The sequence below is a fragment of the uncultured Neglectibacter sp. genome, from assembly GCA_937958185.1.
Taxonomy (GTDB): Bacteria; Bacillota; Clostridia; order Oscillospirales; family Acutalibacteraceae; genus Acutalibacter.
This window is the reverse complement of sequence record CALFFN010000027.1, coordinates 21,475-46,493: the sequence shown is the minus strand read 5'-3', so window position 1 is coordinate 46,493 and position 25,019 is coordinate 21,475. Positions and strand designations below refer to the sequence as shown.

28 protein-coding genes and 1 other RNA gene are annotated in these 25,019 nt (G+C 55.8%); 21 read left to right on the top strand and 8 right to left on the bottom strand.

The window, feature by feature from the left end; genetic code table 11:
* The first annotated feature begins 14 nt into the window (after positions 1-14).
* The 12 genes from AB8996_RS08810 (at position 15) to ssrA (ending at position 6,417) form a co-directional block, all read left to right on the top strand.
* A complete protein-coding gene (locus AB8996_RS08810; RefSeq protein WP_369298607.1) occupies positions 15-353 on the top strand; it encodes a YbaB/EbfC family nucleoid-associated protein in 339 nt (112 codons plus the stop codon).
* Positions 353-952, top strand: a complete 600-nt coding sequence (recR, locus tag AB8996_RS08805; RefSeq protein ID WP_369298606.1) for a recombination mediator RecR — start codon at positions 353-355, stop codon at positions 950-952. The genes AB8996_RS08810 and recR overlap by 1 nt, the downstream gene beginning before the upstream one ends.
* Positions 953-1,119: 167 nt before the next feature.
* A complete protein-coding gene (locus AB8996_RS08800) occupies positions 1,120-1,701 on the top strand; it encodes a CPBP family intramembrane glutamic endopeptidase (protein WP_369298605.1) in 582 nt (193 codons plus the stop codon).
* Between the two features lie 22 nt (positions 1,702-1,723).
* On the top strand, positions 1,724-1,906 hold the full coding sequence (locus AB8996_RS08795; protein ID WP_369298604.1) for a hypothetical protein: 183 nt from the start codon (positions 1,724-1,726) through the stop codon (positions 1,904-1,906).
* 55 nt (positions 1,907-1,961) lie between these two features.
* Positions 1,962-2,429 carry an SsrA-binding protein SmpB gene (gene smpB / locus AB8996_RS08790; protein WP_369298603.1) on the top strand — a complete coding sequence of 156 codons (468 nt, stop codon included), beginning with the start codon at positions 1,962-1,964 and terminating at the stop codon, positions 2,427-2,429.
* 72 nt (positions 2,430-2,501) lie between these two features.
* A complete protein-coding gene (locus AB8996_RS08785; protein ID WP_369298602.1) occupies positions 2,502-2,927 on the top strand; it encodes a DUF3795 domain-containing protein in 426 nt (141 codons plus the stop codon).
* Positions 2,928-2,984: 57 nt separating this feature from the next.
* Positions 2,985-3,398, top strand: a complete 414-nt coding sequence (locus AB8996_RS08780) for an NINE protein (RefSeq protein ID WP_369298601.1) — start codon at positions 2,985-2,987, stop codon at positions 3,396-3,398.
* A 33-nt stretch (positions 3,399-3,431) separates the two neighbouring features.
* A complete protein-coding gene (locus AB8996_RS08775) occupies positions 3,432-3,800 on the top strand; it encodes a nuclear transport factor 2 family protein (protein ID WP_369298600.1) in 369 nt (122 codons plus the stop codon).
* Between the two features lie 13 nt (positions 3,801-3,813).
* Complete coding sequence (locus AB8996_RS08770; protein WP_369298599.1) at positions 3,814-4,737, top strand: hypothetical protein; 924 nt, start codon at positions 3,814-3,816, stop codon at positions 4,735-4,737.
* A gap of 17 nt (positions 4,738-4,754) precedes the next feature.
* A complete protein-coding gene (locus AB8996_RS08765) occupies positions 4,755-5,459 on the top strand; it encodes an HAD family hydrolase (RefSeq protein ID WP_369298598.1) in 705 nt (234 codons plus the stop codon).
* A 36-nt stretch (positions 5,460-5,495) separates the two neighbouring features.
* Positions 5,496-5,933 (top strand): hypothetical protein, encoded by a 438-nt coding sequence (locus tag AB8996_RS08760; RefSeq protein WP_369298597.1) that lies wholly within the window; start codon positions 5,496-5,498, stop codon positions 5,931-5,933.
* A 131-nt stretch (positions 5,934-6,064) separates the two neighbouring features.
* Positions 6,065-6,417: a transfer-messenger RNA gene (ssrA, locus tag AB8996_RS08755) on the top strand.
* Positions 6,418-6,707: 290 nt separating this feature from the next.
* Here the strand turns inward: ssrA and AB8996_RS08750 are convergent.
* A complete protein-coding gene (locus AB8996_RS08750) occupies positions 6,708-7,016 on the bottom strand; it encodes a helix-turn-helix domain-containing protein (RefSeq protein WP_369298596.1) in 309 nt (102 codons plus the stop codon).
* Between the two features lie 121 nt (positions 7,017-7,137).
* Between AB8996_RS08750 and AB8996_RS08745 the strand changes: the two genes are divergently transcribed.
* Positions 7,138-7,629, top strand: coding sequence for an SLOG family protein (locus AB8996_RS08745; RefSeq protein ID WP_369298595.1), 492 nt, complete (start codon positions 7,138-7,140; stop codon positions 7,627-7,629).
* 98 nt (positions 7,630-7,727) lie between these two features.
* Entirely contained in the window at positions 7,728-8,168 is a 441-nt protein-coding gene (locus tag AB8996_RS08740) for a hypothetical protein (protein ID WP_369298594.1), read from the top strand.
* Between the two features lie 98 nt (positions 8,169-8,266).
* Here AB8996_RS08740 and AB8996_RS08735 read toward each other — a convergent pair whose 3' ends face one another.
* Genes AB8996_RS08735 through AB8996_RS08725 form a run of 3 tightly spaced genes read right to left on the bottom strand, consistent with a single transcriptional unit; the run spans position 8,267 to position 12,825 of the window.
* On the bottom strand, positions 8,267-8,959 hold the full coding sequence (locus AB8996_RS08735) for an MBL fold metallo-hydrolase (protein ID WP_369298593.1): 693 nt from the start codon (positions 8,957-8,959) through the stop codon (positions 8,267-8,269).
* Between the two features lie 15 nt (positions 8,960-8,974).
* A complete protein-coding gene (locus AB8996_RS08730; RefSeq protein WP_369298592.1) occupies positions 8,975-11,707 on the bottom strand; it encodes an AAA family ATPase in 2,733 nt (910 codons plus the stop codon).
* The gene (locus tag AB8996_RS08725; protein ID WP_369298591.1) at positions 11,704-12,825 is read right to left on the bottom strand and encodes an exonuclease SbcCD subunit D; all 1,122 of its coding nucleotides are present in this window, start codon (positions 12,823-12,825) and stop codon (positions 11,704-11,706) included. Before AB8996_RS08725 ends, AB8996_RS08730 begins: the two co-directional genes overlap by 4 nt.
* 200 nt (positions 12,826-13,025) lie before the next feature.
* On the opposite strand from AB8996_RS08725, the gene AB8996_RS08720 reads away from it, so the two are divergent.
* Positions 13,026-14,564: a D-alanyl-D-alanine carboxypeptidase family protein gene (locus tag AB8996_RS08720; protein ID WP_369298590.1), complete on the top strand. Its 1,539-nt coding sequence runs from the start codon at positions 13,026-13,028 to the stop codon at positions 14,562-14,564.
* Between the two features lie 13 nt (positions 14,565-14,577).
* On the top strand, positions 14,578-15,027 hold the full coding sequence (locus tag AB8996_RS08715) for a hypothetical protein (protein ID WP_369298589.1): 450 nt from the start codon (positions 14,578-14,580) through the stop codon (positions 15,025-15,027).
* A 278-nt stretch (positions 15,028-15,305) separates the two neighbouring features.
* On the opposite strand, the gene AB8996_RS08710 is transcribed toward AB8996_RS08715, so the two are convergent.
* The 4 genes from AB8996_RS08710 to AB8996_RS08695 form a co-directional block, all read right to left on the bottom strand.
* Positions 15,306-16,634: a carboxylesterase/lipase family protein gene (locus AB8996_RS08710; RefSeq protein ID WP_369298588.1), complete on the bottom strand. Its 1,329-nt coding sequence runs from the start codon at positions 16,632-16,634 to the stop codon at positions 15,306-15,308.
* 85 nt (positions 16,635-16,719) lie between these two features.
* Entirely contained in the window at positions 16,720-18,060 is a 1,341-nt protein-coding gene (locus tag AB8996_RS08705; RefSeq protein ID WP_369298587.1) for an HIT family protein, read from the bottom strand.
* A 150-nt stretch (positions 18,061-18,210) separates the two neighbouring features.
* Complete coding sequence (locus AB8996_RS08700; protein WP_369298586.1) at positions 18,211-19,569, bottom strand: PFL family protein; 1,359 nt, start codon at positions 19,567-19,569, stop codon at positions 18,211-18,213.
* Positions 19,570-19,679: 110 nt separating this feature from the next.
* Positions 19,680-19,961: an ACT domain-containing protein gene (locus AB8996_RS08695; protein ID WP_369298585.1), complete on the bottom strand. Its 282-nt coding sequence runs from the start codon at positions 19,959-19,961 to the stop codon at positions 19,680-19,682.
* A 206-nt stretch (positions 19,962-20,167) separates the two neighbouring features.
* Between AB8996_RS08695 and AB8996_RS08690 the strand changes: the two genes are divergently transcribed.
* The 5 genes from AB8996_RS08690 to AB8996_RS08670 all read left to right on the top strand — a co-directional run bounded on the left by AB8996_RS08690 (position 20,168) and on the right by AB8996_RS08670 (position 25,017).
* A complete protein-coding gene (locus tag AB8996_RS08690) occupies positions 20,168-21,025 on the top strand; it encodes a histidinol-phosphatase HisJ family protein (RefSeq protein ID WP_369298584.1) in 858 nt (285 codons plus the stop codon).
* 15 nt (positions 21,026-21,040) lie between these two features.
* Complete coding sequence (gene aroB, locus AB8996_RS08685) at positions 21,041-22,153, top strand: 3-dehydroquinate synthase (protein ID WP_369298583.1); 1,113 nt, start codon at positions 21,041-21,043, stop codon at positions 22,151-22,153.
* Between the two features lie 77 nt (positions 22,154-22,230).
* Positions 22,231-22,725 (top strand): Lrp/AsnC family transcriptional regulator, encoded by a 495-nt coding sequence (locus tag AB8996_RS08680; RefSeq protein ID WP_369298582.1) that lies wholly within the window; start codon positions 22,231-22,233, stop codon positions 22,723-22,725.
* Positions 22,721-23,887: a pyridoxal phosphate-dependent aminotransferase gene (locus AB8996_RS08675; protein WP_369298666.1), complete on the top strand. Its 1,167-nt coding sequence runs from the start codon at positions 22,721-22,723 to the stop codon at positions 23,885-23,887. Before AB8996_RS08680 ends, AB8996_RS08675 begins: the two co-directional genes overlap by 5 nt.
* Entirely contained in the window at positions 23,884-25,017 is a 1,134-nt protein-coding gene (locus AB8996_RS08670; protein ID WP_369298581.1) for a DUF362 domain-containing protein, read from the top strand. Before AB8996_RS08675 ends, AB8996_RS08670 begins: the two co-directional genes overlap by 4 nt.
* Positions 25,018-25,019: the final 2 nt, after the last annotated feature.

Below are 25,019 nucleotides of genomic sequence, written 5' to 3'. Positions count from 1 at the left end.
AGGACTGGAACATTATGAAAGCTAGATTACCTCAGGGCTACGGCGGAGGCGGCGCAGCCAATTTGCAGCAGCTTGCCAAGCAGGCGCAGAAAATGCAGGAGCAGATCGCGGAGATCACCGCGGAGCTGGAAGAAAAGGAATATTCCGCCACCTCCGGCGGCGACGCCGTGAAGGCAACTGTTACCGGCAAGCTGGAAGTGAAGACCGTGGAGATCAAGCCGGAGGTCATCGACCCTGACGACGCGGAAATGCTGGGCGATCTGGTGACCGCCGCCGTCAACGAAGCGCTCCGCGCCGCCAATCAGGAGAAAGAAGAAAAAATGGCTGCCGTGTCCGGCGGCGGAATGTTCTGATGGCGGGGTATCATGTGCCCCCGTTGGAGGGGCTGGTGGAAAAATTCGAGAGCCTGCCGGGCATCGGGCATAAAAATGCCCAGCGCCTGGCATATCATGTGCTGGATATGTCCAGGGAGGACGCGGAAAGCTTTGCCGCCGCCATTGTGGAAGCCCACGAGAAAATACATTATTGCAGCGTTTGCTGCAATCTGACCGACAGCGACCTTTGCCCGGTCTGCCGCAACGACCTGCGGGACAAGTCCGTCATCTGCGTGGTGGAGGAGCCCAAGGACGTGTTCGCCTTAGAGCGGGCAGGGGAATATAATGCCCAGTACCACGTGCTTCACGGCGCGATTTCCCCGCTGTCCGGCATTGGACCTGACCAGCTCCATATCAAGGAGCTTCTGGCGCGTATCGACGGCACCGTCAGTGAGGTCATTATGGCGACAAATCCCACGGTAGAGGGGGAAGCCACCGCCATGTATCTTTCCCGCCTCTTAAAGCCCCTGGGCGTGAAGGTGACCCGCCTTGCTTACGGCATTCCCGTAGGCGGCGATTTGGAATACGCCGACGAGGTGACCTTGCAGCGCGCCATGCAAGGGAGGCAGGAGTTATGATCTCTTGTCCCGCAGGAACTGCGAGCGGCAGGGGAAAGCTGGCTTTGTGGCTGCTTTTGACATATGCCCTCTCTGCTCTTTGCTATCTTCCGCAGATCTTGCAGCAGGGCGGCGCTGATGTTCCTGAAGCGCTCCTGTACTTGAAAAATGGTTTCATTTTTGTGCCAATGCTGATTTCCACAGCCTTTCTGCTGCATGAGCGCCGCTTTTTGAGCTTTTGGAGGGAGGGCGTGACCGGGTTTTCCCGCAAAGAGCTCCTCGTTTGTGCAACCGTTGTTCCAGTTGGCTTTTTTACGACGCTTGCCTATTCCTTTTTCTCCAAAACGAATGTGTACGGCAGTACCTATCCCTCTGTTCCTGCCCTTGCAGGCACCTGTATCTATTTGTTGTGTACGGCGTTTCTGGAAGAAGCGGCATGGCGCGGCTTTTTCCTGCGGCGCCTGGCGGAAGGCGGGAAAGAGGGAAAATCTCTGCTGATAGGGGGAATTGCCTGGGCGTTTTGGCACATTCCCATGTGGACGGCACACGGGCTGCCCGCAGTGCAGCAGGTGCAATTATGGATTTGGGCTGTTCTGGTCGGGGTGGTTTTGGGAAAGCTGTATCTCCACCGCCGGAGCTTTTTGTCCGCCGCCCTTTGCCATATGATTTTTAATGTGTGCTTTTTAGCGCCGGCGGTGTACAATATTGCCATGTTAGCGGTCGTTCTTGCCGGCTGTTTCATTTTCAAAAAAACTTGCCAAAAGGCATAACCTAGTGGGAAAGGGAATTTCTATGTCCGAATATCCGCAGGGAAAAAGTAAAAACGCAATCGAAAAAACCGTGAAGACAGGGATCACCTTCGGCAGCGCGCTGGCAATGGTCATCAGCTATACCACATGGCATTCCGTGGGCTGGGCGATCGTTCACGGGCTTTTAAGCTGGGCGTATGTGATCTATTTTGTTCTTCGTTATTAAAATGCTCTTGTCCTGATCCAGTATCCAGTATCCAGCGTCTAAAAAGGAGGCGTCTATGCCCGCAAAATCGAATACGAAAACCATTGCGCAAAACAAAAAAGCTTACCACGATTATTTCGTGGAGGAAAGCTTTGAAGCCGGGATCGAGCTTGTGGGCACGGAGGTAAAATCCCTCCGGCAGGGCAGGGCGAATTTGAAGGACGCGTGGTGTTCCGTGGTGGACGGTGAAATGCTGCTAAACGGCTGCCATATCAGCCCTTACGATTTCGGCAATATCTTCAACCGGGACCCCATGCGGGTGCGCCGCCTGCTCATGCACAAGCGGGAGATCCTGCGGCTGTATGGGATCGTCAAACAGCAGGGCTATTCCTTAATTCCGCTGTCCCTGTACTTTAAGGATAGCCGGGTCAAGGTGCAGGTAGGGCTTTGCAAGGGTAAGAAAAACTATGATAAGCGCGCCGACATGGCAAAGCGGGACGCTCAGCGGAACATCGAGCGGGAACTGAAGGAGCGGAACCGGTAAGCGCTTTTTCCGGGGAGAGAAGCGCTCCGATTAAATGTGTAAAGATACCGTTGCTGAAAGGGAGAGGCCGGAATGGAGAAAAAGGTTTTTTCAAAATGCGGTATGCGATGCGACCTGTGCCTGATTTACCGCCCTAATACAGAGAAAGAGGACAGACGGGAAGAAATCTGTGCCGTGTGGAAAAAGCAGAACCCGCTTTTCCATGCTGATCCCGCTGAGATTATTTGTGACGGTTGTTCCTGCGAGCGAACGGACGCAGTTTTTTTCGATAGAAACTGCAAAACCCGGAAATGTGTGATGGAAAAGGGGCTGGAGCATTGCGGGTACTGTGAAAGCTATCCCTGCAAGGATTTTCCCGCAGAGCCTTCCCCGGAGGAGATCGCCCGCATGATAGATGTTGAAAAGCTGTGGACCTGGGAAGATGAAAAGCTGATGGAAGCATACAGCTGCAAAAAGAACATGGACGCTTTTCGGGCGGACAGGGAAAAAAGCCAGTAAGGAAACGGTATCCTCACGGGGATTCCATTAAAAAATAGATTCCAAAGGAGAATGGGTATGTTTTGCAGAAATTGCGGTGGAGAAATTTATGAAAACGCGGCGGTCTGCGTCCATTGCGGCGCGGCTGTGGGAACAGGGGTGAATTTCTGCCCCAACTGCGGCGCCCAGACCATGCCGGGAGCGGCGGTCTGCCTGAATTGCGGCGTGGCGCTGAACGCGATGCCCTATGTTTACCCCGGACAGCAGAAATCCAAAATCGCCGCCGGGCTGCTGGGGATTTTCCTGGGCTGCTTCGGGGTGCACAATTTTTATCTCGGCTACACGGGGAAGGCGGTAGCCCAGCTCCTGCTGACCGTTTTGAGCTGCGGCGTTCTCGCGCTCGTTTCCGAAATCTGGAGCTTCATTGAGGCCATCATGATCCTGGTAGGCTCCATCAATGTGGACGCGAAAGGTATCCCTCTGGGGAACTGACAAGGACGGGGAGCCGCAAGGGGGAGACAGGGAATGGATATTGAGCAGTTTTGGGCAGATGTGTTGCGGCAGGACGCGGAAGCGCTTAGAGCATACTTTCATGAGGGCGCTTTTGTAAACTGGCACTGTACCAACGAGCATTTTACTGTGGAAGAATACATTCGCGCCAACTGTGAATACCCCGGTCAGTGGGCGGGGGAAATCCAGCGGAAGCATTTTTTTGACGATATGATCGTCACGGTAGTCCATGTCTATCCTGTGGACGGTTCCGCTTCTTTTCATGTCACTTCCTTTATCAGAGTGCAAAATGGAAGGATACGCTCCATGGACGAGTATTGGGGCGACGATGGTCCTGCGCCCCAGTGGCGGCAGGACAAGCATCTTGGAAAGCCGATTCATTAAGAAGGAGAACTATATGGGACGAATCAAGACAAAGCAATTCCAGATCCTGACAGATATGCAAATGGTATGGGATTTTATGGAGGACACTTACGGGCATTTTTTCGCCAATGGCGCGGCGGCGCCATTTTTTGAATATGCCGTTACGTCCTCGTGGATGAACAAGTCCTATTTGCACTTAAACAGGCTTTGGCTCGACGGGGGAAAAGCGGTTGGTTTTGTTTTTTATGAAGCCCCCGTTACCCATATCTTTTTTAATCTTCGGCCGGGCTACGAAGAGCTGGCGGAGGAAATGGTAGAATACGCGGAAAACAATATGCCCAATTTTAGAAATGAACAGGAGCTGGTTCTGTTCAGCGGGCAAAGCGCGTTTCTTGATGTTGTTCAAAAAAGAGGATATGAAGTATCTTATGAAAACGTTGATCTGATCTGCGATTTTCGGAAAACAGAACTGCGGTATCCGCTGCCGGAGGGGTTTCATTTTGTGGATTCCCAAAAATGCGACCCCCTGAAGCTGGCTGTTTGTACCTGGAAGGGTTTTGATCACGAAGACGAGGGCGCGTTTGAAAACTGGTGGGAAGAGGAACAGGGCACAGAGTTTACCCCCGCCAAATCATATAGCGAGATATTGGGCTCTTTCCTGGCTCCGCCGCCTCACGCGACCTATGAGTACAATGTGATAATTGCGGACGAGCAGGGGGAATATGCCTGCTTTTCTGGCATGTGGTGGGTCCCCAAAAACAAGCTGGCATACATGGAACCGCTTTGTACGATCCCAAAGTATCGCAGGAAAGGGCTTGCAGCGGCAGCACTTTCCAGACACTACGAAACATTGAAGCCCCTTGGCGCGGAGATCATGACCGGCGGTGGCAATACGTTTTATAGCAGAATTGGATATGAAGACGGCATCCATTGGCTGCATTTCAAAAAGCCACGGTGATCCATGGAGGGATAGCTATGCAAAGAGTCTCCTGTGTTTTGTTCGATCTGGACAATACGCTCTTGTTAAAGAGGCCGTCTTTGCCGGAAAAGGTGTGGGAGTTGGTACGCCCTGTTTCTCCCGAAATATCTGTGGAAACGGTAGAAAAAGCATACGCGGCAAGCGAGCTTTGGGTAGGTAGGCAGATACAAAAGGAGAACGAGACCGGCGTGCGTGCCAGCGACGAGGAATTTCTTGCGGGGGTGCTTTCCGCCTACCGCCGGTTTTTGCCCATAGACGAGGAGCTGGCTGACCGGCTTCTGCCGGTTCTGCACGGAAAGTACCCGATAGAATATCAGGCAACGCCCCACGCCGGAGAAACCCTGGCTTACTTGAAAGCAAAAGGGTATTTTTTGGGGATTGTCAGCAACAATCGCCCGCAGGTCAGGGAAACCTTGTCTACGCTGAAGCTTACGGACTATTTTGACAGTATCGTCATTTCCGAAGAGGTAAATCTCTACAAGCCTGACCCCAAAATTCTGGAGCTTGCCTGTCACGATATTGGCGTTCCCCGGGAAAACAGCATCTATGTAGGCGACCACCCCTTTGATGTGCTGTGCGCCCATCAGGCGCATATGCCTGCCGTCTGGTTCCCGTCCAATCCGTTTTTTGAGTTGCCGGAGGAGATAGGTCAGCCGGAGTATGAAATTCACGGCCTAGAGGAATTGTGTTCTGTTTTTTAAGAGGTTTTCTGAAGGGAAAGCGAGTGGGAGAGAAGCATGGTAATTGGGATCATTGGTGAGAATTGCAGTGGGAAATCCACCCTTGCAAATGAGCTGAAGAAGGTCATTGGCGCTGATATCATCACGGGGAAGGATTATCTCAGAATGGCAAGAAGCGAAAGTGAAGCAAAGGCGCTGTTTCAGGAAAAGCTCCAGCAGGCGCTGAACGGCGGGAATATGATTTATGTGATCTCCGAGCCGGAACAGATTGCATTCCTGCCGGAAGGAAGCATTACCATACTTGTGTACGCGGATATTGAAACCATAAAGGAGCGCTTCAAGACCAGAATGCATGGAAATCTTCCCGCCCCTGTTGCAATTATGCTGGAGAAAAAGCATGGGATTTTTGAAAATGGCAGCTATGATTACCGTTTCAACGGCGTTACAGGCGACGCTGCCGCTTTGTGTGAAACCATAAAGGTTCGCTTTTTCTGAATGTTCCCGACAATTTCCACTTGTAAAAGCAACGTAAAGCGTCTATAATAGCAGTTATTAGCGATGAGTCGTTAGTTGTTAGAAAATGCCCTTCTCTAACGACTAATATCTAACAACTAACATCTAAATTCGGGGATGTAAAGGTTTCGACGGGGAAGGAGAGCCCTGGTAAGCGAGCCGCAGTGCGGAGCTGCGATAAAATCCGCAAACTTTTAAAATTAAACGACAACAATACTGTTGCTGTTGCTGCTTAATTAAGCAGCCGTTCTTACCCGAAGCACCGCGGTCGGGATAAGAGCGTCGATGAGCGGTGAACGTGAGCAGGCGCGCCGCCTTTCGCCCTGCCATGACCCCAAAAGGCTACCGAAGCTCGGAGCCTGCTTTTCAGCGCCGGGTCGGGGGAATCTCAAAGGATAAGCTACGCTCGTAGAAAGCCCCGGTGATCCTTTTTCGGACGCGAGTTCGATTCTCGCCATCTCCACCACAAACAAAGCCAGCCCAAGGGGCTGGTTTTTGTTTGTGGTGGAGACAGTGAAACAGCAGGGACGCGGTCGAACGAAATCCGCGCAGCGGATTTCACCAGCGCCACGAGCAAGGAGAGGAGATTCGCAGAAAAAAGGCGTGGCGCTTCGGACAGCGGGTTCAATTTCAAGGGGCTGGTTTTTGTTTGTGGTGGAGATAGTGAAATAGCAGAAACGCGGACGGAAGCGCACCGGGCAGGGGCGGCTATTAGAAGAAATGAGGCACTGTCCTTTGCAGACAGCACCTCATTTTTCATTTTCGCAGTCCCCTTGCAAGTGCAATTAGATGATCGAGCTGTTCGCTGTTTAGGGATTTGGCAATATCCAAAAGCTCATTCGCTTTTGCAGGATCGGGCGACTTGGAATTAAAGAAGTCTCCTGGCTCTATAGCGAGGTAATCGCAGATATAAAAGAATGCTGTCATAGAAGGCAGATTCACTCCATTCTCAATGTTGTTGATATAACCTGCGCTTTGACCGATCGACAGGCTCATATCTCTGGCTGAAACACCTTTATTGATGCGAAGCTCGGTCAGTCTCTTGGCGAAATCTTCTTTTTCCATGGTCCCACCGCCTTTGTGCCTATAATTGTACTATATACAGTTTGCAATACCGTCCGGTCTATTCATCAATATTTGTTGACATATCCAGTTAAATTAGATAAAATTGGAATAACTATATATTATGATTAGACGTGATCTTGTGAGAGAGAAGACCTGCTGTCTTACCGGACATAGAAAAATACCGCCTGAGAATTTCTCGGAAATCTCACGGCGGCTTGAAGATGTGCTTGTCCAGTTGATGGAAAAAGGCTATCTGTATTTTGGCACAGGCGGTGCACTGGGCTTTGACACGCTGGCGGCTCAAACGGTATTAAAGCTCAAAACGGAGTATCCTTATAGTAAGCTGATTCTTGTATTGCCGTGTGAAAGTCAGGCGGAGCATTGGGAAAAAGAAGATAGGATGATCTATGAAGAGATAAAGAGAAAGGCGGACAAGGTGGTTTATACTTCAAAAGCCTATTATAGAGGATGTGTGCATAAGCGAAACCGCCATCTTGTTGACAATAGCAGTTGCTGTATCTGCTATTTGACAAAAGAAACAGGCGGAACAGCGTACACGGTTCATTATGCAAAAGAAAAACTGCTAACGGTATATAATGTGGCAAAAGAGTAAAAAGACAGACGTCATGAGTGTAGACGGCTGAAAATAAATTGCCCCGTAAGTTTCTTCTATGTGTTTACTGCGTGACCCACGCTGAAAACATCATTTTTGTGGTGGAGATGGTGAAACAGCAGAGGCGCTTTAGACAGCAGGTGCGACTTGCGGACTTAAATCATCTGAAAAAATTGGAGGAAAATTTGATGATCTCATATGACAGGGCATTTTTAGCAACCTACTATGTGCTAAACGAAATGTTTCAAAAAACACCATCAGACTCATTGGCAGCGATTGCCGGTGATATGGATCCTTTTATCTTTGCAGATGGAAAAAGCGCAGACCCCGCTTCTTATGAGGACTTTGTGGACTGCTGCAAAGAGGTGGAGAAGCAGGAGAATTACGGGGAAGATATTCACCTCGCTTACCGCTGTGGGCTGGCTTATATGCAGTTCTTTCACGATTCCTGGGGATACCCGCTGGAGGACGAGATCAAGCGCTTTTCTTTTGAGGACTTCAAAAAAGCCTACGAAAAAGCCGCACAAACTACTCAATAAAAAAACGCAGAAAAAATAAAAACAGCAGGAGCCCTCTCGCTTGAGAAGGCTCCTGTTATTTTTGTTGCAGGAAAAAGATAATAAGAGCGGCAAGCCCGTCAGTCGATCACAAATTCCTGCCCGGGTGCGGATACGTCCATCAGACGGTCGGCATATTTTTCATAGCCGGGGGTGGATTTGAACAGCGGCACCACGGAATAGTCCTCCCACATATGCATGGGGAACACGTGCTTTGCCCCTGCCGCGTCGAAGAACAGCTTCATACCGAGGTCAAAATTTTCTTCCTGCCGGGGGTCGAGGGGAACGAACGCCACGTCAATTTTCCTGCCGGACAAAATCCTCAGCTCCCGCTTGTATTGCAGCTTCATCTGGTCGTTCTGGAAGCGGGGCGCACCGTCCCAGACCCAGCAGTTCAGGTCGCCGGCATGGTAAATGAGCTTCCCCTCGCACTGCACCAGGAACGCCACGCCCACATCGGTGGATTCCAGCGTGGCGACTTTCACCGCACCCACGGCGTAGGTCTGGTGGGGGGAGACGAAAACGGTCTGCTGCCGAAAGGCTTCCGGCACGCGGCTTTCCCAGATGTCGGCGGAAAGCAGGTACGCCGTCTCCCGGTTTTCCCGGGAGAGTGAAAACACCTGCTCGGAAAAATGGTCGCCATGGCTGTGGCTGGCGAAAATGTACAGGGGCTTTTCCGTTTCCGGCACAGTGCCCTCGTAGTAGTCGAACAGCAGGCAGCAGGTGTCCAGTTCCACAAAATAGGAGCTGTGCTTGATAAAGGTGACTTTCATGAGAAAACTTCCTTTCTACAATATGATTTTTGCGTGAGACGCCCCAGCTTCGTCCCTTGTGACCTGGACCCTGCCGGGAATACGGTTTTTCAGCTCGGATACGTGGGAAATAATGCCGATCAGCCGCCCGCCGCCCTGCAAAAGCTCCAGCGCCTTCATGGCGGTGTCCAGGGTTTCACCGTCCAGAGAGCCGAAGCCCTCGTCGATGAACAGGGAATCCAGCCGGACGGCGCCGGAATGGTTCTGCACCACCTCGGATAACCCAAACGCCAGCGACAGGGACGCCAAGAACTGTTCCCCGCCGGACAGGGTCTCAATGGAGCGGGGCAGCATGGAAGCGCCGTCCAGCACCTCCAGATCCAGCCCGCTGTAGGCGTTGCCCCCCTTGGGCGCGTCCATCAGCCGCAGGGCGTAGCGCCCACGGCTCAGGGCGGAGAAAAAGTGGTTGGCGCTGACCAGCACCTCCTCCAGCATAATGCTGAGCACATACTGCAAAATGGGCAGCTTTTGGGGGTTCGTGCCGGACAGGGACCTTGCCAGCTTCGCCGTGCGGCTGTATTCCCGGTTCAGCTCCCCGGCGTCCTTGTCCAGCCGCCCGACGGCTTCCAGCGTTTTTTTCAGGGAATCGGCGCGCTGGGCAGCCTGCCCCAGCTCTTCCGACTGCCGCACCCGCTGTTCCCGCAGCTCCGCTTCCCGGCTGCGCAGGGCTTCCAGCTCCGGCGGGGCGTCCCATGGGGCGGAAAATTCCTTCTGTGCCTGTTCCGCCTGCTCCAATGCCGCCTGCTTCAGGCGCAGGGCGGTTTCCGCGTCCTGCCGTTTTTTATCAAATTCCTCCGCCTGCTGCAAAAGGGCTTTGGCAGAGGCTTCCAGCTGCTGATATTGCTGTTCTTTCTCTTTGATGCTTTGCTCCAAAGCGGAGGAGGTCAGCCCGGCGAGGGCTTGCTCCGCCGCGCTTTTCTGCTGCGCCAGCTCTGCCGCTCTGGCGGCTCCGGCGGAAAGCTTTTCTTTTTTCTCGGAAAGACGGGCGGCGACAGCTTCCCGTTCGGCGGTCAATTCGGAAAGCTTTGCCTGGGCTTTTTCCAGCCTGTCCGCGTCTCGTTTGGTCAGTGCGGTTTTTTGTGCCAGCTCGCTGCTTTCCGCTGAAGCCTGCTCCGCGGAAAGGGAGAAGGCGGCGCAGATTTCCTCCTGTTCCCCCAGGGCAGCGGCGGCTTTTTCTTTTTCCGTTTGCAGGGCGCTTTGCCGGGCAATGGCAGTCAGCTGCTTTTCCCTCGCGTCCTTTTCCCCGGCGCGCAGGGCTTCCAGCTCGTCCTGCCGAAGAAGCTGCTGCTCGCCGTGGGCGGGGGCGGGGTGCTCCCGGCTGCCGCAGACAGGGCAGGGCTCGCCCTCCCGCAGGGACTGCGCCAGCCCCAGCGCGGCGTTCCGGCGCAAAACGGCTTCCTGGGCGTTCAGCTTTTCCGTCAGCGCAAGGCAGAGGACTTTCAGCCGCCCCGCTTCCTGCTCTTGGGCGGCAAGGTCGGCTTCTGTCCGGGCAAGGCTTTCCCGGCGGCGGGAAAGCTCCTTTTGGGCTTCCAGCATTTTTTCCAGCGCCTGCTGCCGTTCCAGCAGACCGGGCAGGAGCCTTGCGGCTGCCTGGCACTGGCGGACGAATTTTTCCCCTGTTTCCAGCCGGGTGAGAAGCTCCTTTTCCTGCTCTCCCAGCGCTGTCAACTCGCTCTGCAGGGTCAGCACGGATTTTTGCAACCTTTCCTCCTGGGCGGTCAGCTCCCGCAGCCGGAGAAGGTCTTCCCGCTTTTCCGCCAGCCGGGCGGTCTCCTGCGCCAGGGCTACCGCGTCCTGCCGCAGCTTTGCCGCCTTTTCCCGCTGTTCCGCGGCAAGGGGCGCCTGCTCTTTCAGCGTTTCCCGCTGCTCCCGCGCCGTTTGGAAGGCGGCTTGCGCTTCCGTCAGCGCTGTGACCAGCCGCTGCCATTGCTCCGCTGTTTGCATAACGCTGCTTGCCTGCTGCCACTGCCGGGTCAGCAGCTCCCCGGCGGCGCGGAGGGCGGTTTCCCGTTCCTCGGCAGCGGTCACGCTTTCCGCCAGCGCTTCCACGGTTTCCAGATTTTCTTTTTGCAGCAGGGAATTTTTCCTGGCTTCCGAATCCTTCAGCTTGTCTTCCAGCTCCCTGGCAAGGCGGTTCAGCCGGTCGGTCAGCAGCTTCCAGCGGTCGGCGGCGAACAGCGTGCGGAGCATTTCTCCCTTTTCCTTGGAGTTTGCCCGCAGCAGCCGGAGAAATTCCCCCTGGGGCAGCACGATCACCTGCGCGAACTGCTCCCCTGTCAGGTGCAGCAGCTCCTCCGCCCGGCTGCGCACAGCGCTTTCGCTGCGGCTTTCCAGCAGGCGGAAGTCCCCGTTTTCCAGCACATAGCATTCATGGGATTCCCGAAATTCCGGCTCTTTTGTATTGCGGTTGATGTGGAGGTACCGGGTGCGGCGGAAGCGGTACACCGTTTCCTGCAGGGAAAAATCGTATTCCACGATGGTGGGGTCCTCGTCCTTTGCAGCCATGCAGCGCATATCGGCAAAGGCGCGCCTGCCCCCGGTCGCCCGCCCGAACAGGGCAAAGCTCATGGCGTCCAGCAGGGCGGTCTTCCCGCCGCCGGTGGGACCTGAAATGAGGAACAGCCCCGCTTCCGCAAAGGCGGTGAAATCAAGCTCCGTTTTGTCCGGGTAGGGTCCGAACGCCTGCAGCAGCAGCCGTAGGGGCTTCATGGCTCCACCTCCCCAAGAACGCTTTCAAACAGCGCCATTTCCCCGTCCTCCGGGGCAGCGCCGCAGATATCCTGCAAAAAGGAAGAAAATATGGTCCTGTCGTCCTGCCCCCGGAGCTTTTCCGCCCGCTGCCCGGCTTCCCCGGCGATTGCCCAGGGGTTCTGCACCGACAGCAGGTTGGGGTAGTAGGGGCGCAGCTTGTCCCGCGCCTGGAAGACAGGGCTTTTGTCCGTCAGCACCAGCTCCACATAATCCTCGCAGGGGGCTTTCTTCCCCTGCTCCAACAGCTCCCGGAACAGCCCGGAGACCCGGCGGACGTCGTGCAGCGGCTCCACCGGGATATGTTCGGCGGAAACCGCTTTGCCGTCCCAAATTACATCGCAGTAGCCTTTTTTCTGGTTCTGCTCGTCTACGGAATATTTCAGGGGGGAGCCGGAATACCTGCCCCGTTCCCCCGCCCGCTGGGGGGCGTGGAGATGTCCCAGCGCCACATAGTCAAAGGCGGAAAAAAGCTCCGGCGGGATCTCCCCCGCGCCGCCTACGAACAGGCTGCTTTCCGAATCGGACCTTTCCGCCCCGGCGGCAAAGCAGTGGGATACCAGGATATGGGCGGCGCCCGGCTCAAACAGCGGGGGAAGCATTTCCAGGATTTTCCGCATACAGGCGTTTTCCCCCCGCAGGGAGTCGTCCTGCAAAAATTCCCGCCCCTGCGCGCTGTTGAAATAGGGGAGGAGGAAAATCTGCGCCTTTTCGCCGTTTTCCTCCAGCAGCACCGGGGACAGCACGTCCTGCAGGCAGGTGGAAAAATACACGCCGCTGTCCCGCAGGGCGGTTTTCAAAATGGCAATGCGGTCCGCGCCGTCGTGGTTGCCGGAAATGATACAAAGCCTGATCCCCAGCTCCGTCAGCCGGGACAGGACAAAATCAAACAGCTGAATGGCTTCCGGCGGGGCGATCTGCCGGTCGTAAATATCCCCGGCAAGCAGCACGCAGGCAGGTTTTTCCCGCTCTGCGGCAGGGAGGAACACCCGCTCGAAAAACCAGCGCTGGTCAGGGAGCAGGTTCCTGCCGTACAGCATTTTGCCCAAATGCCAGTCCGAGGTATGAAACAGCTTCAAAAATCCACCTGCTTTCCGAAAAGATACAAATTTTTAAGAAATTCCGCCTTTCCTTTTTGGGGGGAATCATGTATACTGAATGTTGAAAAAATTCCGCGCCTTTTTCCGTAGAGGGAAAAGAGCTTTTCTGGTCACGATATCAGTATACTATAAAATTTTCGGGGCGTACAGCCCGGAAACGAGAAAAGGGTGGGCTTTTCATGAAAAAAATGAAAGGGCTGGCGGCGCTGCTGCTGACGATATTGATTTTCTGCACCGCGGGGGCTGCCCCCGCGTCCGCCGAGGGCTTTGACTTCAACTGGGATATCGGGGACGACAATACCGAGCCCCACTGCAAGTCCCTGTTCCTGCTGAATCTGGATACGGATACGGTGGCGTACGCCATGAACGCCGACGAGCCGCTGCCCATGGCGTCCATGACCAAGATCATGAGCTATATCATCGCCTATGAAAATATTCCCGACATCGAGAACACCAATATCACCATGCCGGAAAGCGTGGACGAGGAGCTGATGAACACCGGCAGCTCCGTGGCGGATATGTATCCCGGGGAAACCTTTAACGGCCTGGATATGCTGTACCTGATGATGGTGCCCAGCGGCAACAACGCCGCCCTGACCCTGGCAAAATATGTGGATTCCATTTACCCGGAGGAGCAGGCGGCGGTGCTCAGCGAAGCCGCGGCGAACCCCACCCCCGCCCCCACGCCCACTCCCACCCCGGACCCTGATGAGGACGGCGGAGATGAATGGGATGACGGAGACGGCGGCGGAACCCACAGCGGCATTGATCCCACGGATTATACCGGAAAGAGCTATTTTGTAAAGCTGATGAACGACAAGGCAAGGGAGCTGGGCTGCGAACATACCCACTTTACCAACGCCCACGGGCTGCACAATCCAAACCATTTTGCTTCCGCCAGAGATATGGCGACCATCACGAAGTACGCCATGACCCTGCCGAACTTTACGGAGATCACCGGCACCTCCGCCTACAATTACCGTCCCGTCGGCTCGGAAGAGGTGCGCACGGCCAACACCACCAACAAAATGCTGACAAACTATGTGGACGAAACGGGAATGTCTTATTATTACCAGTTTGCCACGGGCATTAAGACCGGCTCGCTGGACGAGGCGGGATACTGCATTACCGCCTCCGCCACAGCATATGGCTATACCTACATTGCCGTGGCGATGGGAAGCCCCATGTATTACAGCGACGGCGGCTTTTGTGAGATCCATGGAGAAATGCTGGACTGCGCCACCCTGTTCCGCTGGTCGCTGAGCAGCTTGGAAAAGAAGACCGTGGCGGTGCGGGGAGATGTGATGAGCTCGGTCAATTTGAAATACGCGTGGAAAAAGGACGAACTGCTGCTGGTGGCGGGAGAGAACGCTTCCGTCATGCTGCCGTCGGAGGTAAATTCCACCAGCATCATGATCACGCCGGATATCCCGGAAAGCGTGGAAGCCCCTATCCGCAAGGGGGAACAGATCGGCACGGCGACCCTGAGCTACGCCGGGGAGACCATCGCCACCGTGTCCCTGGTGGCGGCGGAATCCGTGGACAGGAGCGAAGCCCTCCATGTGTGGGAGCAGGGACAGGCGGTGCTCAGCGCCCCGTGGTTCCTTGTGGTCATGGCGGTGATCGTGGCGCTTGTCATCGTCTATATCATTTTGATTTTGCTTTACCGCCGGAAGCAGAAGCAGCTGCGGCGGGTGAAGCGGTTCCGCGACATTTAGGGGCGGAAAAAGAATGTTCGACAAAGGTCGCCGAACATTCTTTTTCGTAGTCTCTGGGGTACACTGCCATCAAGGGGCGGAAAAAATATTTCCCGGCTTGAAAAGCCGGGATTTTGCTAAAGCAAAACCATATTTTTTCAGCGGCTTTTGGGTACACCGATCTATAGGTTATGGTGTTCTAAAATTCACGGAATGGGTGGAAAAACCGCTTTTCGGCATATCAGAAAGCAGAAAAGGCGGTTTTCATTTAGAAAATCGGCTGCGGTGCAGCCGAAGCCTTTTCCAGGAAGAAAGGCGCAGCCTTTCTTTTATTTCGCAAAACCGCGCTTTTTCAGCGGCTTTTGGGAATAATGGTCGGGAAAAGAATGTTCGACAAAGAACGCCGAACATTCTTTTTCGTAGTCTCTGGGGTACACTGCCATCAAGGGGCGGAAAAAATATTTCACGGTTCGCAGAACCGTGATTTTGCAAAAGCAAAACCATATTTTTTCAGTGCCTCACAGGTACACTGTTCTATAGACGCCAAGGGTCTAATATTCCGGCATCGGACGGAAAAAAGTTTCGGGTACGCTGGTTTGTAGGCGGAATCATGTCCTTTCCGGGATCCGGCATTCGGTATCCACTGCCGCGCTTTTTGCAGGACGCAGCTTTGGGAGAGTTATAAAGAAACAGTGGCGGCAGTATCTGCCGCCACTGTCTTTGTATCTACCTTTGATTTTATCCCAGAGAAAACACCGGGGTTCAGGAAACGGGCTTTGCCACATCCAGCTTCTTTACGAAACTGTCTTTTCCAGCGCAGGGTTTCCATTGCGGCAGGCTTTCGCCGTTGGGGTCGCCGGTCTTCATAAAATTGCACCAGTAATCCAGCATTTGCGCGGAAAGGGCATAGTCCTCCGGCGTCCAGGGACGCCAGCAACGGTCCATCGTACCCATCATGTACCACAGCTCTGAGGAGTGCCATGCGCCCTGTTCGTCGCCGGGCAGGTCCCGCGTGAAATAGTAGACATAGGCGGGGTCGCGCCCCAGCTTTTCCAGCTGATGGCTGAACGCTACGCTGCCCTGATAAAGGGGGTCCTCCATGGGGTCCTTCAGATCCTTGGGTGTCATGATATCGTCCTTGGTACACCCCAGCATATAGGGGATATCCTTGATCTTTCCCTGATCGATCAGATCGTAATATCCACCGGTCAGGACCGTCCCGTCTATGGTGGGGGTCAGGAACAGACCGTGCGCCAGCGGCATGGCTTTCTCGAAAAAGGGACCGATGGCTGCCAGCAGCTCCGCAGCAGGCGCGGCGCGCATTTCCACCAGACTGTCGGCGTGCAGGACTTCGGAAAACAGCAGACCGTAGCTCTCCTGCTCGGAAAGGGGAATATCGCGGTGCAGACCGTTTCCGTAAGAGCCGCCGCTCTGCAGGATCGCCTTGGCGATCTTGTTTTCCGTCAGCGGCGAGGAGATTAGCGTCTGGGTGCTCATGGCGCCGGCGCTTTGTCCGAAAACGGTAATGTTTGCAGGGTCACCCCCGAAAGCGGCGATGTTTTCATGGACCCAGTTCAGGGCGGCGATCTGATCCAGCGTGCCGTAATTGCCCGAGGTCCCCGCTTCTTCCGTCAGCCAGGGGTGGGCAAGGAAGCCGAACACATTGCAGCGGTATTCCACGCTGACGAAGATCACGCCCCTGCGGCAGTAGGCGGCTCCGTCAAATTCCTTTTCACTGCTCCAGCCTCCCATAAAAGCGCCGCCGTGTATCCAGAACGCTACCGGGCAGCCCGCAGCGTCTTTCGGCGCCCAAATATGGAGATACAGGCAGTCCTCATCCACAGGGCAGTCAAATGCCGGGTCATCGTAAAAGTCCTTATCCCACGGGGGAGAAGAACCCTCGGACTGGACGCATTTTTGACGGAAATCTACCGCCTGATACACGCCGTCAAACGGTTCCGGCTCCTGGGGCGCTTTCCAGCGCAGTTTTCCCACCGGCGGTTTCGCGTAGGGAATGCCACGGTATTCCGTATACCAGCCGTGGTCTACGCCTGAAAGCTCCCCGTACTTTGTTTTGATGATAGTTCCCATAAAGGTCCCTCCTGCAATATTTTTCCCGGCACTCTGTTCACGAGCCCGGCAGGTCACACAGTATCTTCGGTAGCGGAAACGGCTTTCAGTCCTCCGATCCCTTTTTGTCCGGCTCCGGCAGCATGGTCAGCTTTTCTCTCAGCGCTTCCAGAGGGTTACGGTCCTGCCCCAGCTCCGGCCAGGCGTTCAGCCCGTCGTTTTCCCGGCGGGGAATGATGTGAACGTGCAGATGGGGGACGGATTGCTGGGCGGCGCTGCCGCTGGCGTTCAGCACATTGACGCCCTGATAGCCGCAGTCTTTTACATAGTGCTCTGAGATGCGCTTCACCGTTTCCATCAGGCGGGCGCAGGTCTCCTCCCCGCAATCGATCAGGCTTTCCACGTGCTCTTTGGGGATCACCACGGTATGTCCCTCGGCGTCCCCGGCAATGTCCAGAAACGCCATGGTGTATTCGTCCTCATAGATTTTCTGGCAGGGGGCGTCCCCCGCCGCTATCTTGCAGAAAATGCAGTCGGGGCAGGCGCTCGCAGGCTCAGGCTCTTCCTCCGAAAGGGGAATGGGGTCCAGTAGCCCGCCCTTTTCCTCATCAGGCGGGGGAAGCTCGTTTTCTTTCAGCCGGGGGATAAATTTCGGGGCAAATTTTCCCCTGCCGCGCCCCATGATATACAGCATGCCAATGACGGAAAACACCACCGCGCCGATGAAATTCACCAGCAGGTCCTTCATAGTGTCGTGAAGCCCGATATCGATATATCCCGCCCAGGGCGTACCGTTTATGACAACGCTTTCGATGGGAACGGTGACGGCGGCGTTGCGCCCATCCGGGTTCAGCATAACGGAGGTAACGGCGGGGATCAGGGTATCCTTCTGCATGTCCATGTGGAAGAAACAATCCATGCCGTATTCAAAAAATTCCCACAGCACGCCGATGGTCATGGAAAAGCAGAACGCCACCACCGCCACAAACGCCGGGGACAGCCGCACCTTGAATTTCCGGGAGCGGTTCAGGATATCCACCATGGCGATGCCGATCGCCGCCATCAGGAAGCCGTTCATGGTGTGCAGCATGGTGTCCCAGAATGGGAAGATCAGGTAGTATTCCTGGATTTCCCCTAAAATCTCCGCCGAAAAAATAAACAGCAGAATGATGACCTCCAGGGTGTTCGGCACGTCGATGTGCAGCCGCCGCTCTACAAAGCTGGGAATGGTGAACAGCGCCAGGGTCAGCGCGCAGAGGAACACATCGTAATATTCCTGCTGGAATACCTGGCGGATCATTACCGCGATGACCAGCGCCCGCAGGATCACATAGGCGGAAAACAGCACCGGGTGCTCTTTGATCTCCTGCTTTGTTTTTGCTTTGATCTCCGCTGACCGAAGCTTTTTTTCCTCTTTGGTCAGCTTCTGTTTTTTCTGCCGTGGCATAGTTTTTTTCTCCTGATTTATTGTTGGCTCTATCAGCACCGAAGGTGCAGACTGCAATGATTGCCCTGCAATCATTTTACCTGTTTTTCCCGGTTTCTGCAAGCCCAAACAAAAAAGCCGGCGGAATTTCCGCCGGCTTTGCTACGCTGTTCAGTTTTTCAGGCTCTGCAGGGGGGCGGGTATCTTGCCGCCCCGGTGGATAAATTCCGCCGGGGAAGCGGGGTTTACCGCCATGATGGGTCCTCGCCCCAGCAGCCCGCCGAAATCCAGCTCTTCTCCCGCCGCTTTTCCCACAGCGGGAATGACCCGGACGGCGGTGGTTTTGGAGTTTACCATGCCGATCGCCATTTCGTCCGCGATGATGCCGGAGATGATCTCCGCCGGGGTGTCGCCGGGCAGGGCGATCATGTCCAGCCCCACGGAGCAGACCGCCGTCATGGCTTCCAGCTTGTTCAAGGTCAGGCAGCCGCTGCGTGCGGCGTCTATCATGCCGGCGTCCTCCGTTACGGGGATAAAAGCGCCGGAAAGCCCGCCCACACTGGACGACGCCATCACGCCGCCCTTTTTCACCGCGTCATTCAGCAGCGCCAGCGCCGCCGTGGTGCCGTGGGCGCCGCATTGCGCCAGCCCCATGCCCTCCAGGATATGGGCGACGCTGTCGCCGATGGCGGGGGTGGGGGCGAGGGAAAGATCCACAATGCCAAAGGGCACGCACAGCCGCCGGGAGGCTTCCTGCGCCACCAGCTGCCCCATGCGGGTGATCTTGAACGCCGTGCGCTTGATAAGCTCGGCGATCTCCGTCAGATTTTTGTCCTTGCCCAGCTTCTGGATCGCTGCCCGCACCACGCCGGGACCGGAAACGCCTACGTTTATCACGCAGTCCGGCTCGCCGGGACCGTGGAACGCCCCCGCCATAAAGGGATTGTCCTCCGGGGCGTTGCAGAACACCACCAGCTTGGCGGCTCCAATGCAGTCCCGGTCGGCGGTGCGCTGGGCGGTTTCCAAAACGATGCGCCCCATTTTTTCCACGGCGTCCATGTTGATGCCCGCCTTGGTGGAGCCCACATTTACGGAGGAGCAGACAAATTCCGTTTCGGATAGCGCCTCGGGAATGCTTTCTATTAGCGCGTAATCCCCGGGACCAAAACCCTTCTGCACCAAAGCGGAATAGCCGCCGATGAAATTGACCCCAACCGTTTTGGCAGCCCGGTCCAGCGCCTTGGCAAAATGTACGGGAGAGGTGCCGGGGCACGCCCCGGAGACCATGGCGATGGGGGTCACGGAAATGCGCTTGTTGATGATGGGAATGCCGTACTGCCTGCTGATATCCTCGCCGGTGCGGACAAGGTTTTCGGCATAGCGGCAGATTTTTTCATAAATTTTCTTTGCAGCCTTCTCTGCGTCGGGGTCGATGCAGTCCAGCAGGGAAATCCCCATCGTGATGGTGCGCACGTCGAGGTTTTCATTGTCTATCATATTGATCGTTTCTAAAATTTCATTGGTGTTCATAAGGACAGACCCTCTTTTAGTTGTTAGTCGTTAGATTTTAGTTATTAGATTGGGAGTTTCCAAAAAACAAAAAGGAAACTCCCAAGAATATAAAACTCACAAAGTGAGTTTTATATTCTGTGCATAGACTGAAAAATATCCTCGTGCATAACGTGAATTTTCAGGTTCAGGCTTTCGCCCAGCTTGTCAAACTGGTCCGCCATATCGGCAACCTTTGCGGTGGCGTGGGTGATGTCCACCATCATGACCATCACAAACATATCCTGCAATACAGACTGAGTCACTTCCAGCACGTTGACGCCCTGCTTCTCACACATGGCGGAAACCTTTGCCAAAATGCCCACCATATCCTTTCCGATCACTGTGATAACTGCCTTTTCCATCTTTTCCATGCAGATAACTTCCTCTCTGGAATTGTTTGAAAATTACTTTTCTATTATGAAGCGCAGCGGGGGAGTTGTCAAGGGAAATGTGGCTTTCCCCGGCTTTTTCCCGGCGCTTTTCTTTTTCGGAGTTTTATGCTATAATCATCAGATAACGGCTGGGGCGCGCCGCGTACCCAAAGAGAAACGCGGAAAAACGTTCTTTGCGGCTCGAAATGAGCTTATTGCCGACTACTGAAAAGGGGAGACCTGTCATGGAGCATTTGTACGCCGTGGATTGCCACAACCATTCTGTCTGCTCGCCGGACGGGAACGACCCCGTGGAAGCCATGTGCGCCCGGGCGGCGGACTTAGGGCTGTACGCCTATACCCTCACCGACCACTGCGAGTGTCAGAAATTTGAGGAGCGCTATGCCCCCCGGGTGGAGCGGGCATGGGCGGAAATGGCAAAGGTGAAGAAAACGCTTCCGGGAGATTTTCGGTTTTACCGGGGCATTGAGATGGGGCAGCCCAATCAAAATCTTCCGGCGGCAGACGCCGCCCTTCAGGGGAAGGAGTACGATTTTATCATCGGCTCCCTTCACAATATCAGAGGCTTTGAGGATTTTTACTTTCTGGACTATACCGTCCAGCCGCCGGATTTCGTGGACCGCCTGCTCGCCGCCTACTGGCAGGAACTGCTGGAAGTCATCGAATGGGGCAATTTCGATTCCCTGGGGCATTTGACCTACCCCCTGCGGTATATCGAGGGCGACCACGGCATTCCCGTGGACCTGTCAAAGCACAAAAAGCAGATCGACGAGGTGCTTTTGGCGCTGATCCGGGCGGAAAAGGCGCTGGAGGTGAACACCTCCGGCTACCGGCAGAAAATCGGGAAAGCGCTGCCCGACCTGCCCCTGCTTGCCCGCTACCGGGAGCTGGGGGGAAGGCTGGTGACCCTGGGCTCCGACGCCCACAGCACGGAGGATTTGGGCAAGGGGATCGACAGGGGCATGGAGCTGCTGCGGGAAGCGGGCTTTACGGAGCTTGCCCTGTATGAACGCCGCAGCCCCAGAATGCTGCCATTGAAATAAGAAAGGAGCGCCGCCATGGGTGTGTTTCAGGTAGAGCTGAAAAAAGTGGTGGACGACAGCTATGAAATCGAGATCGGCTTCGGGCTGGAAGAAAAGCTTGTTGCCGATCTGCAAAACGGGCTGGTGGGAAACCGAAAAAAGCTGGCGCTTATCACCGACAGCAATGTAAAGCCGCTGTACGGCGATAAGCTGCAAGCCATGCTGCGGGAAGCGGGCTTTCAGGCGGAGCTGTTCGTGTTCCCCGCCGGGGAGCGGCAGAAGACCCGGGAAACAAAGGCACGGCTGGAAGACGAGCTGCTGGAAAGGGGCTGCCGCCGGGACTGCGCCGTGATCGCCATCGGCGGCGGCGTGGTCACGGACCTGGCGGGTTTCCTTGCCGGAACCTTTGCCCGGGGCGTGCCCTTTGTGAACTATGCCACCACACTGCTGGCGGCGGCGGACGCCTCCGTCGGGGGCAAGACCGCGGTGGATACCCCACTCGCCACCAATTTGATCGGGCTTTTCCATCAGCCGAAAAAGGTATATGTCGACGTAAACGCGTGGAAGACCCTGCCAAAGCGGCAGATTTCCAGCGGGCTGGCGGAAACGGTCAAGCACGCCTGCATTGCCCACCCGGGCTTCTTTGAGTATCTGGAGCAGAACCTTTCCGGGCTGCTTGCCTGTGACGAGAAGGTCTGCACCGCTGTGGCGGAGGAAAACTGCCGCATCAAATACGAGGTGGTCATGCAGGACGAGCGGGAAAGCGGGCTGCGGGAGATATTGAACCTGGGGCATACCGTGGGCAGGGCCATCGAAACGGTCAGCGGCTACACCCTGCTGCACGGAGAGGCGGTGTCCATCGGGCTGGCGGCGGAAACGGCGCTGGCGCAGCGCATGGGCTATTTGACGGAGGAGGAGCGCCGCCGGGTGCTGGCGCTGCTGGAACGGGCAGGGCTGCCCGTAAAAATTCCCCCGGAAATAAAAAAAGACGAGCTGGTGCAAAAGCTGTACACCGACAAAAAGGTAAAGGACGGCAAACTGCATTTCGTGCTGCAGCGGGGGATCGGCGGCGTGGTGGAATTTTCCCCCGGCGTATTTTCCACCCCCGTCGCGGAGCAGACAGCCCGGGAAATTTTGGAGGAGCTGTAGCCGTGAACGGCAAAAGCTTTTTCTAACAACTAAAGACTAACGACTAACTACTAGAAAACGAAAGGAAGGTCATTTTTATGGCAATGAATCAGGTTCTTGGGCTTTTGCAGGAGGACGCTACCCTGACCCCCGCCCAGCTGGCGGTCATGCTGAACGAAACGGAGGCGGACGTAAAGAAAGCCATCGCCGACTATGAAAAAGAGGGCGTGATCAAGGGCTATCACGCGCTGGTCAACTGGGAGCGGACGGACGTTCACCGCGCCACGGCGCTCATTGAGCTGCGGGTCTCCCCCCAGAAGGATACGGGCTTCGACGAGATCGCAGGGCGGGTCATGAACTTCCCGGAGGTGGAAAGCGTGTATTTGATGTCCGGCGGGTACGATCTGGCGGTGACGGTGACAGGCGCCACCATGTCCGACATTGCCATGTTCGTCAGCAAGCGCCTTGCGCCCATTGACGGGGTGCTGTCCACCGCCACCCATTTTGTGCTGACCAAGTACAAGGACGGCGGCATCGTCTATAACAGCGATTACGAGGAACGGGACGAGAGGGGGAGCAACCTTTGTGATTGATTACAATACATTGCTGAATCCCACGGCGAAAAACATCAAGCCCTCCGGCATTCGGAAATTTTTCGACATTGCCAATGAGATGGAGGACGTGATCTCCCTTTCCGTGGGCGAGCCGGATTTTCATACTCCCTGGCATATTCGGGAGGCGGGCATCGAGTCCCTGGAAAAGGGGCGCACCCGCTACACCCCCAACCGGGGCTTTATCCGCCTGCGGGAAAGCATCGCGGCGTTTTTGCAGCGCCACTACCATGTGCAGTACGCCCCGGAAACCGACGTCCTGGTGACGGTGGGCGGCAGCGAGGCCATCGACCTCTGCATTCGCAGCATAGTCTCTCCGGGCGACGAGGTGCTGATCCCCGAACCCTCCTTTGTGTGCTATGTGCCCATTACCCAGATCGCCGGGGGCGTGCCCGTCATCGTGGAGACAAAGCCGGAGAACGGCTTCCGGCTGACGGCACAGGAGCTGGAGGAAAAAATCACGGACAGGACAAAGCTTCTGGTGCTGCCCTATCCCAACAACCCCACCGGGGCGGTCATGCGGAAAGAGGACCTGGAAGAGATCGCCGGGGTGGTGGAGCGCCATAACCTGATCGTGCTTTCCGATGAGATCTACGCGTCCCTCACCTATGGCGGCACGCCCCATGTGTCTTTTGCTTCCCTGCCGGGCATGCGGGAGCGGACGGTGCTGGTCAACGGCTTCTCCAAATCCCATTCCATGACGGGCTGGCGGCTGGGCTATGCCGCCGGACCGGCGGAGATCATCGGGGTGATGACGAAGCTCCACCAGTTTGCCATCATGAGCGCCCCCACCACCAGCCAGTACGCGGCCATCGAGGCCATGGAGAACGGGGACGAGGACATCGAATATATGCGGGGGCAGTACGATATGCGGCGCAGGCTCATTGTGGACGGGCTGAACCAGATGGGGCTGACCTGCTTTGAGCCGGAGGGCGCGTTCTACGTGTTCCCGTCCATTCAGTCCACCGGGCTTTCCTCTCAGGAATTTTGCGAAAAGCTGATCTATTCCCACCATGTGGCGGTCATTCCCGGGGACGCCTTCGGCGCCTGCGGCGAGGGCTTTGTCCGCATTTCCTATTCCTATTCCATCAAGCACATCACCGAAGCTTTGGAGCGCATGGAAGCGTTCCTGAAAGAGCTATGAGCGAGCGGGTATATCTTGCCCGGTGCAATACCTACCGGGCGGAGGACTTGGAGCCGCTGGTGGACAAAATTTTCAGGTCGCTGCACGTTTACGACGAGCTGAAGCCCGGCATGACCGTGGTGCTGAAGCCCAACCTTGTCATGCGCGGGAAGCCGGAGGACGCGGCGATCACTCACCCTGCCTTTGCGGCGGCGGTGGGGAGCTGCGTGAAAAAGGCGGGGGCAGAGGTGCTCCTTGCCGAAAGCCCCGGCGGTCCCTACACCCCGGGAATTATGAAATCGCATTTCAAAGCCTGCGGCTATGCGGATATGGCGGAAGCCATGGGCTTTTCCCTGTATACCGGCTGCGAGAGCAGACCCGTAACACTGCCGGAGGGCGTTGTCTGCCGACGGCTGGAAATTGTCGCTCCCTTTCTGGAAGCGGACTATCTCATCAACCTGGCAAAGCTGAAGACCCACTCCATGGTGGGCTTTTCCGGGGCGGTAAAGAACCTGTTCGGCGTGGTGCCCGGTCTGCAAAAGCCGGAGCTGCACTGCCGGTTCCCCCAGAAAGAGGAATTTTCCCAAATGCTCACGGACCTGTGCGCCTTTCTCCGCCCCGACCTTTCCCTGCTGGACGGTATCTGGGCAATGGAGGGGGACGGACCCACCGGGGGGAGCCGCCGGGAGCTGGGAGCCGTCATTGCCGCGAAGAACCCTTACGCCGCCGACCTGTGCGCTACGAGCCTGATCGGGATAGAAGCGGACAGCGTTCTCATGCTCCGCTATGGAAAGGAGAGAGGGCTTTCCCCGGCGTCGCTGTCGGAGGTGGAGCTTTTGGGGGACGACCCCGCTTCTCTGCGGCGGGCGGATTTCAAAAAGGCCAGGGCGTCCAGCACGGATTTTATCGACAGGCTGCCCCGCTTCCTGCGCCCGGCTGCCAAAAAGCTGACCACTCCCTATCCCCGCATCGACAAAAAGAACTGCGTGGGCTGCGGGAAATGCGCGGAAAGCTGCCCCCAGCACACCATCACCGTGAAAAACAGGAAAGCGGAGATCGACTATAAAAACTGCATTCACTGCTTCTGCTGCCATGAAATGTGCCCCCAGCACGTCATCGATGTGCGCCGTTTCGGGGCGTTCCGGCTGTAGAG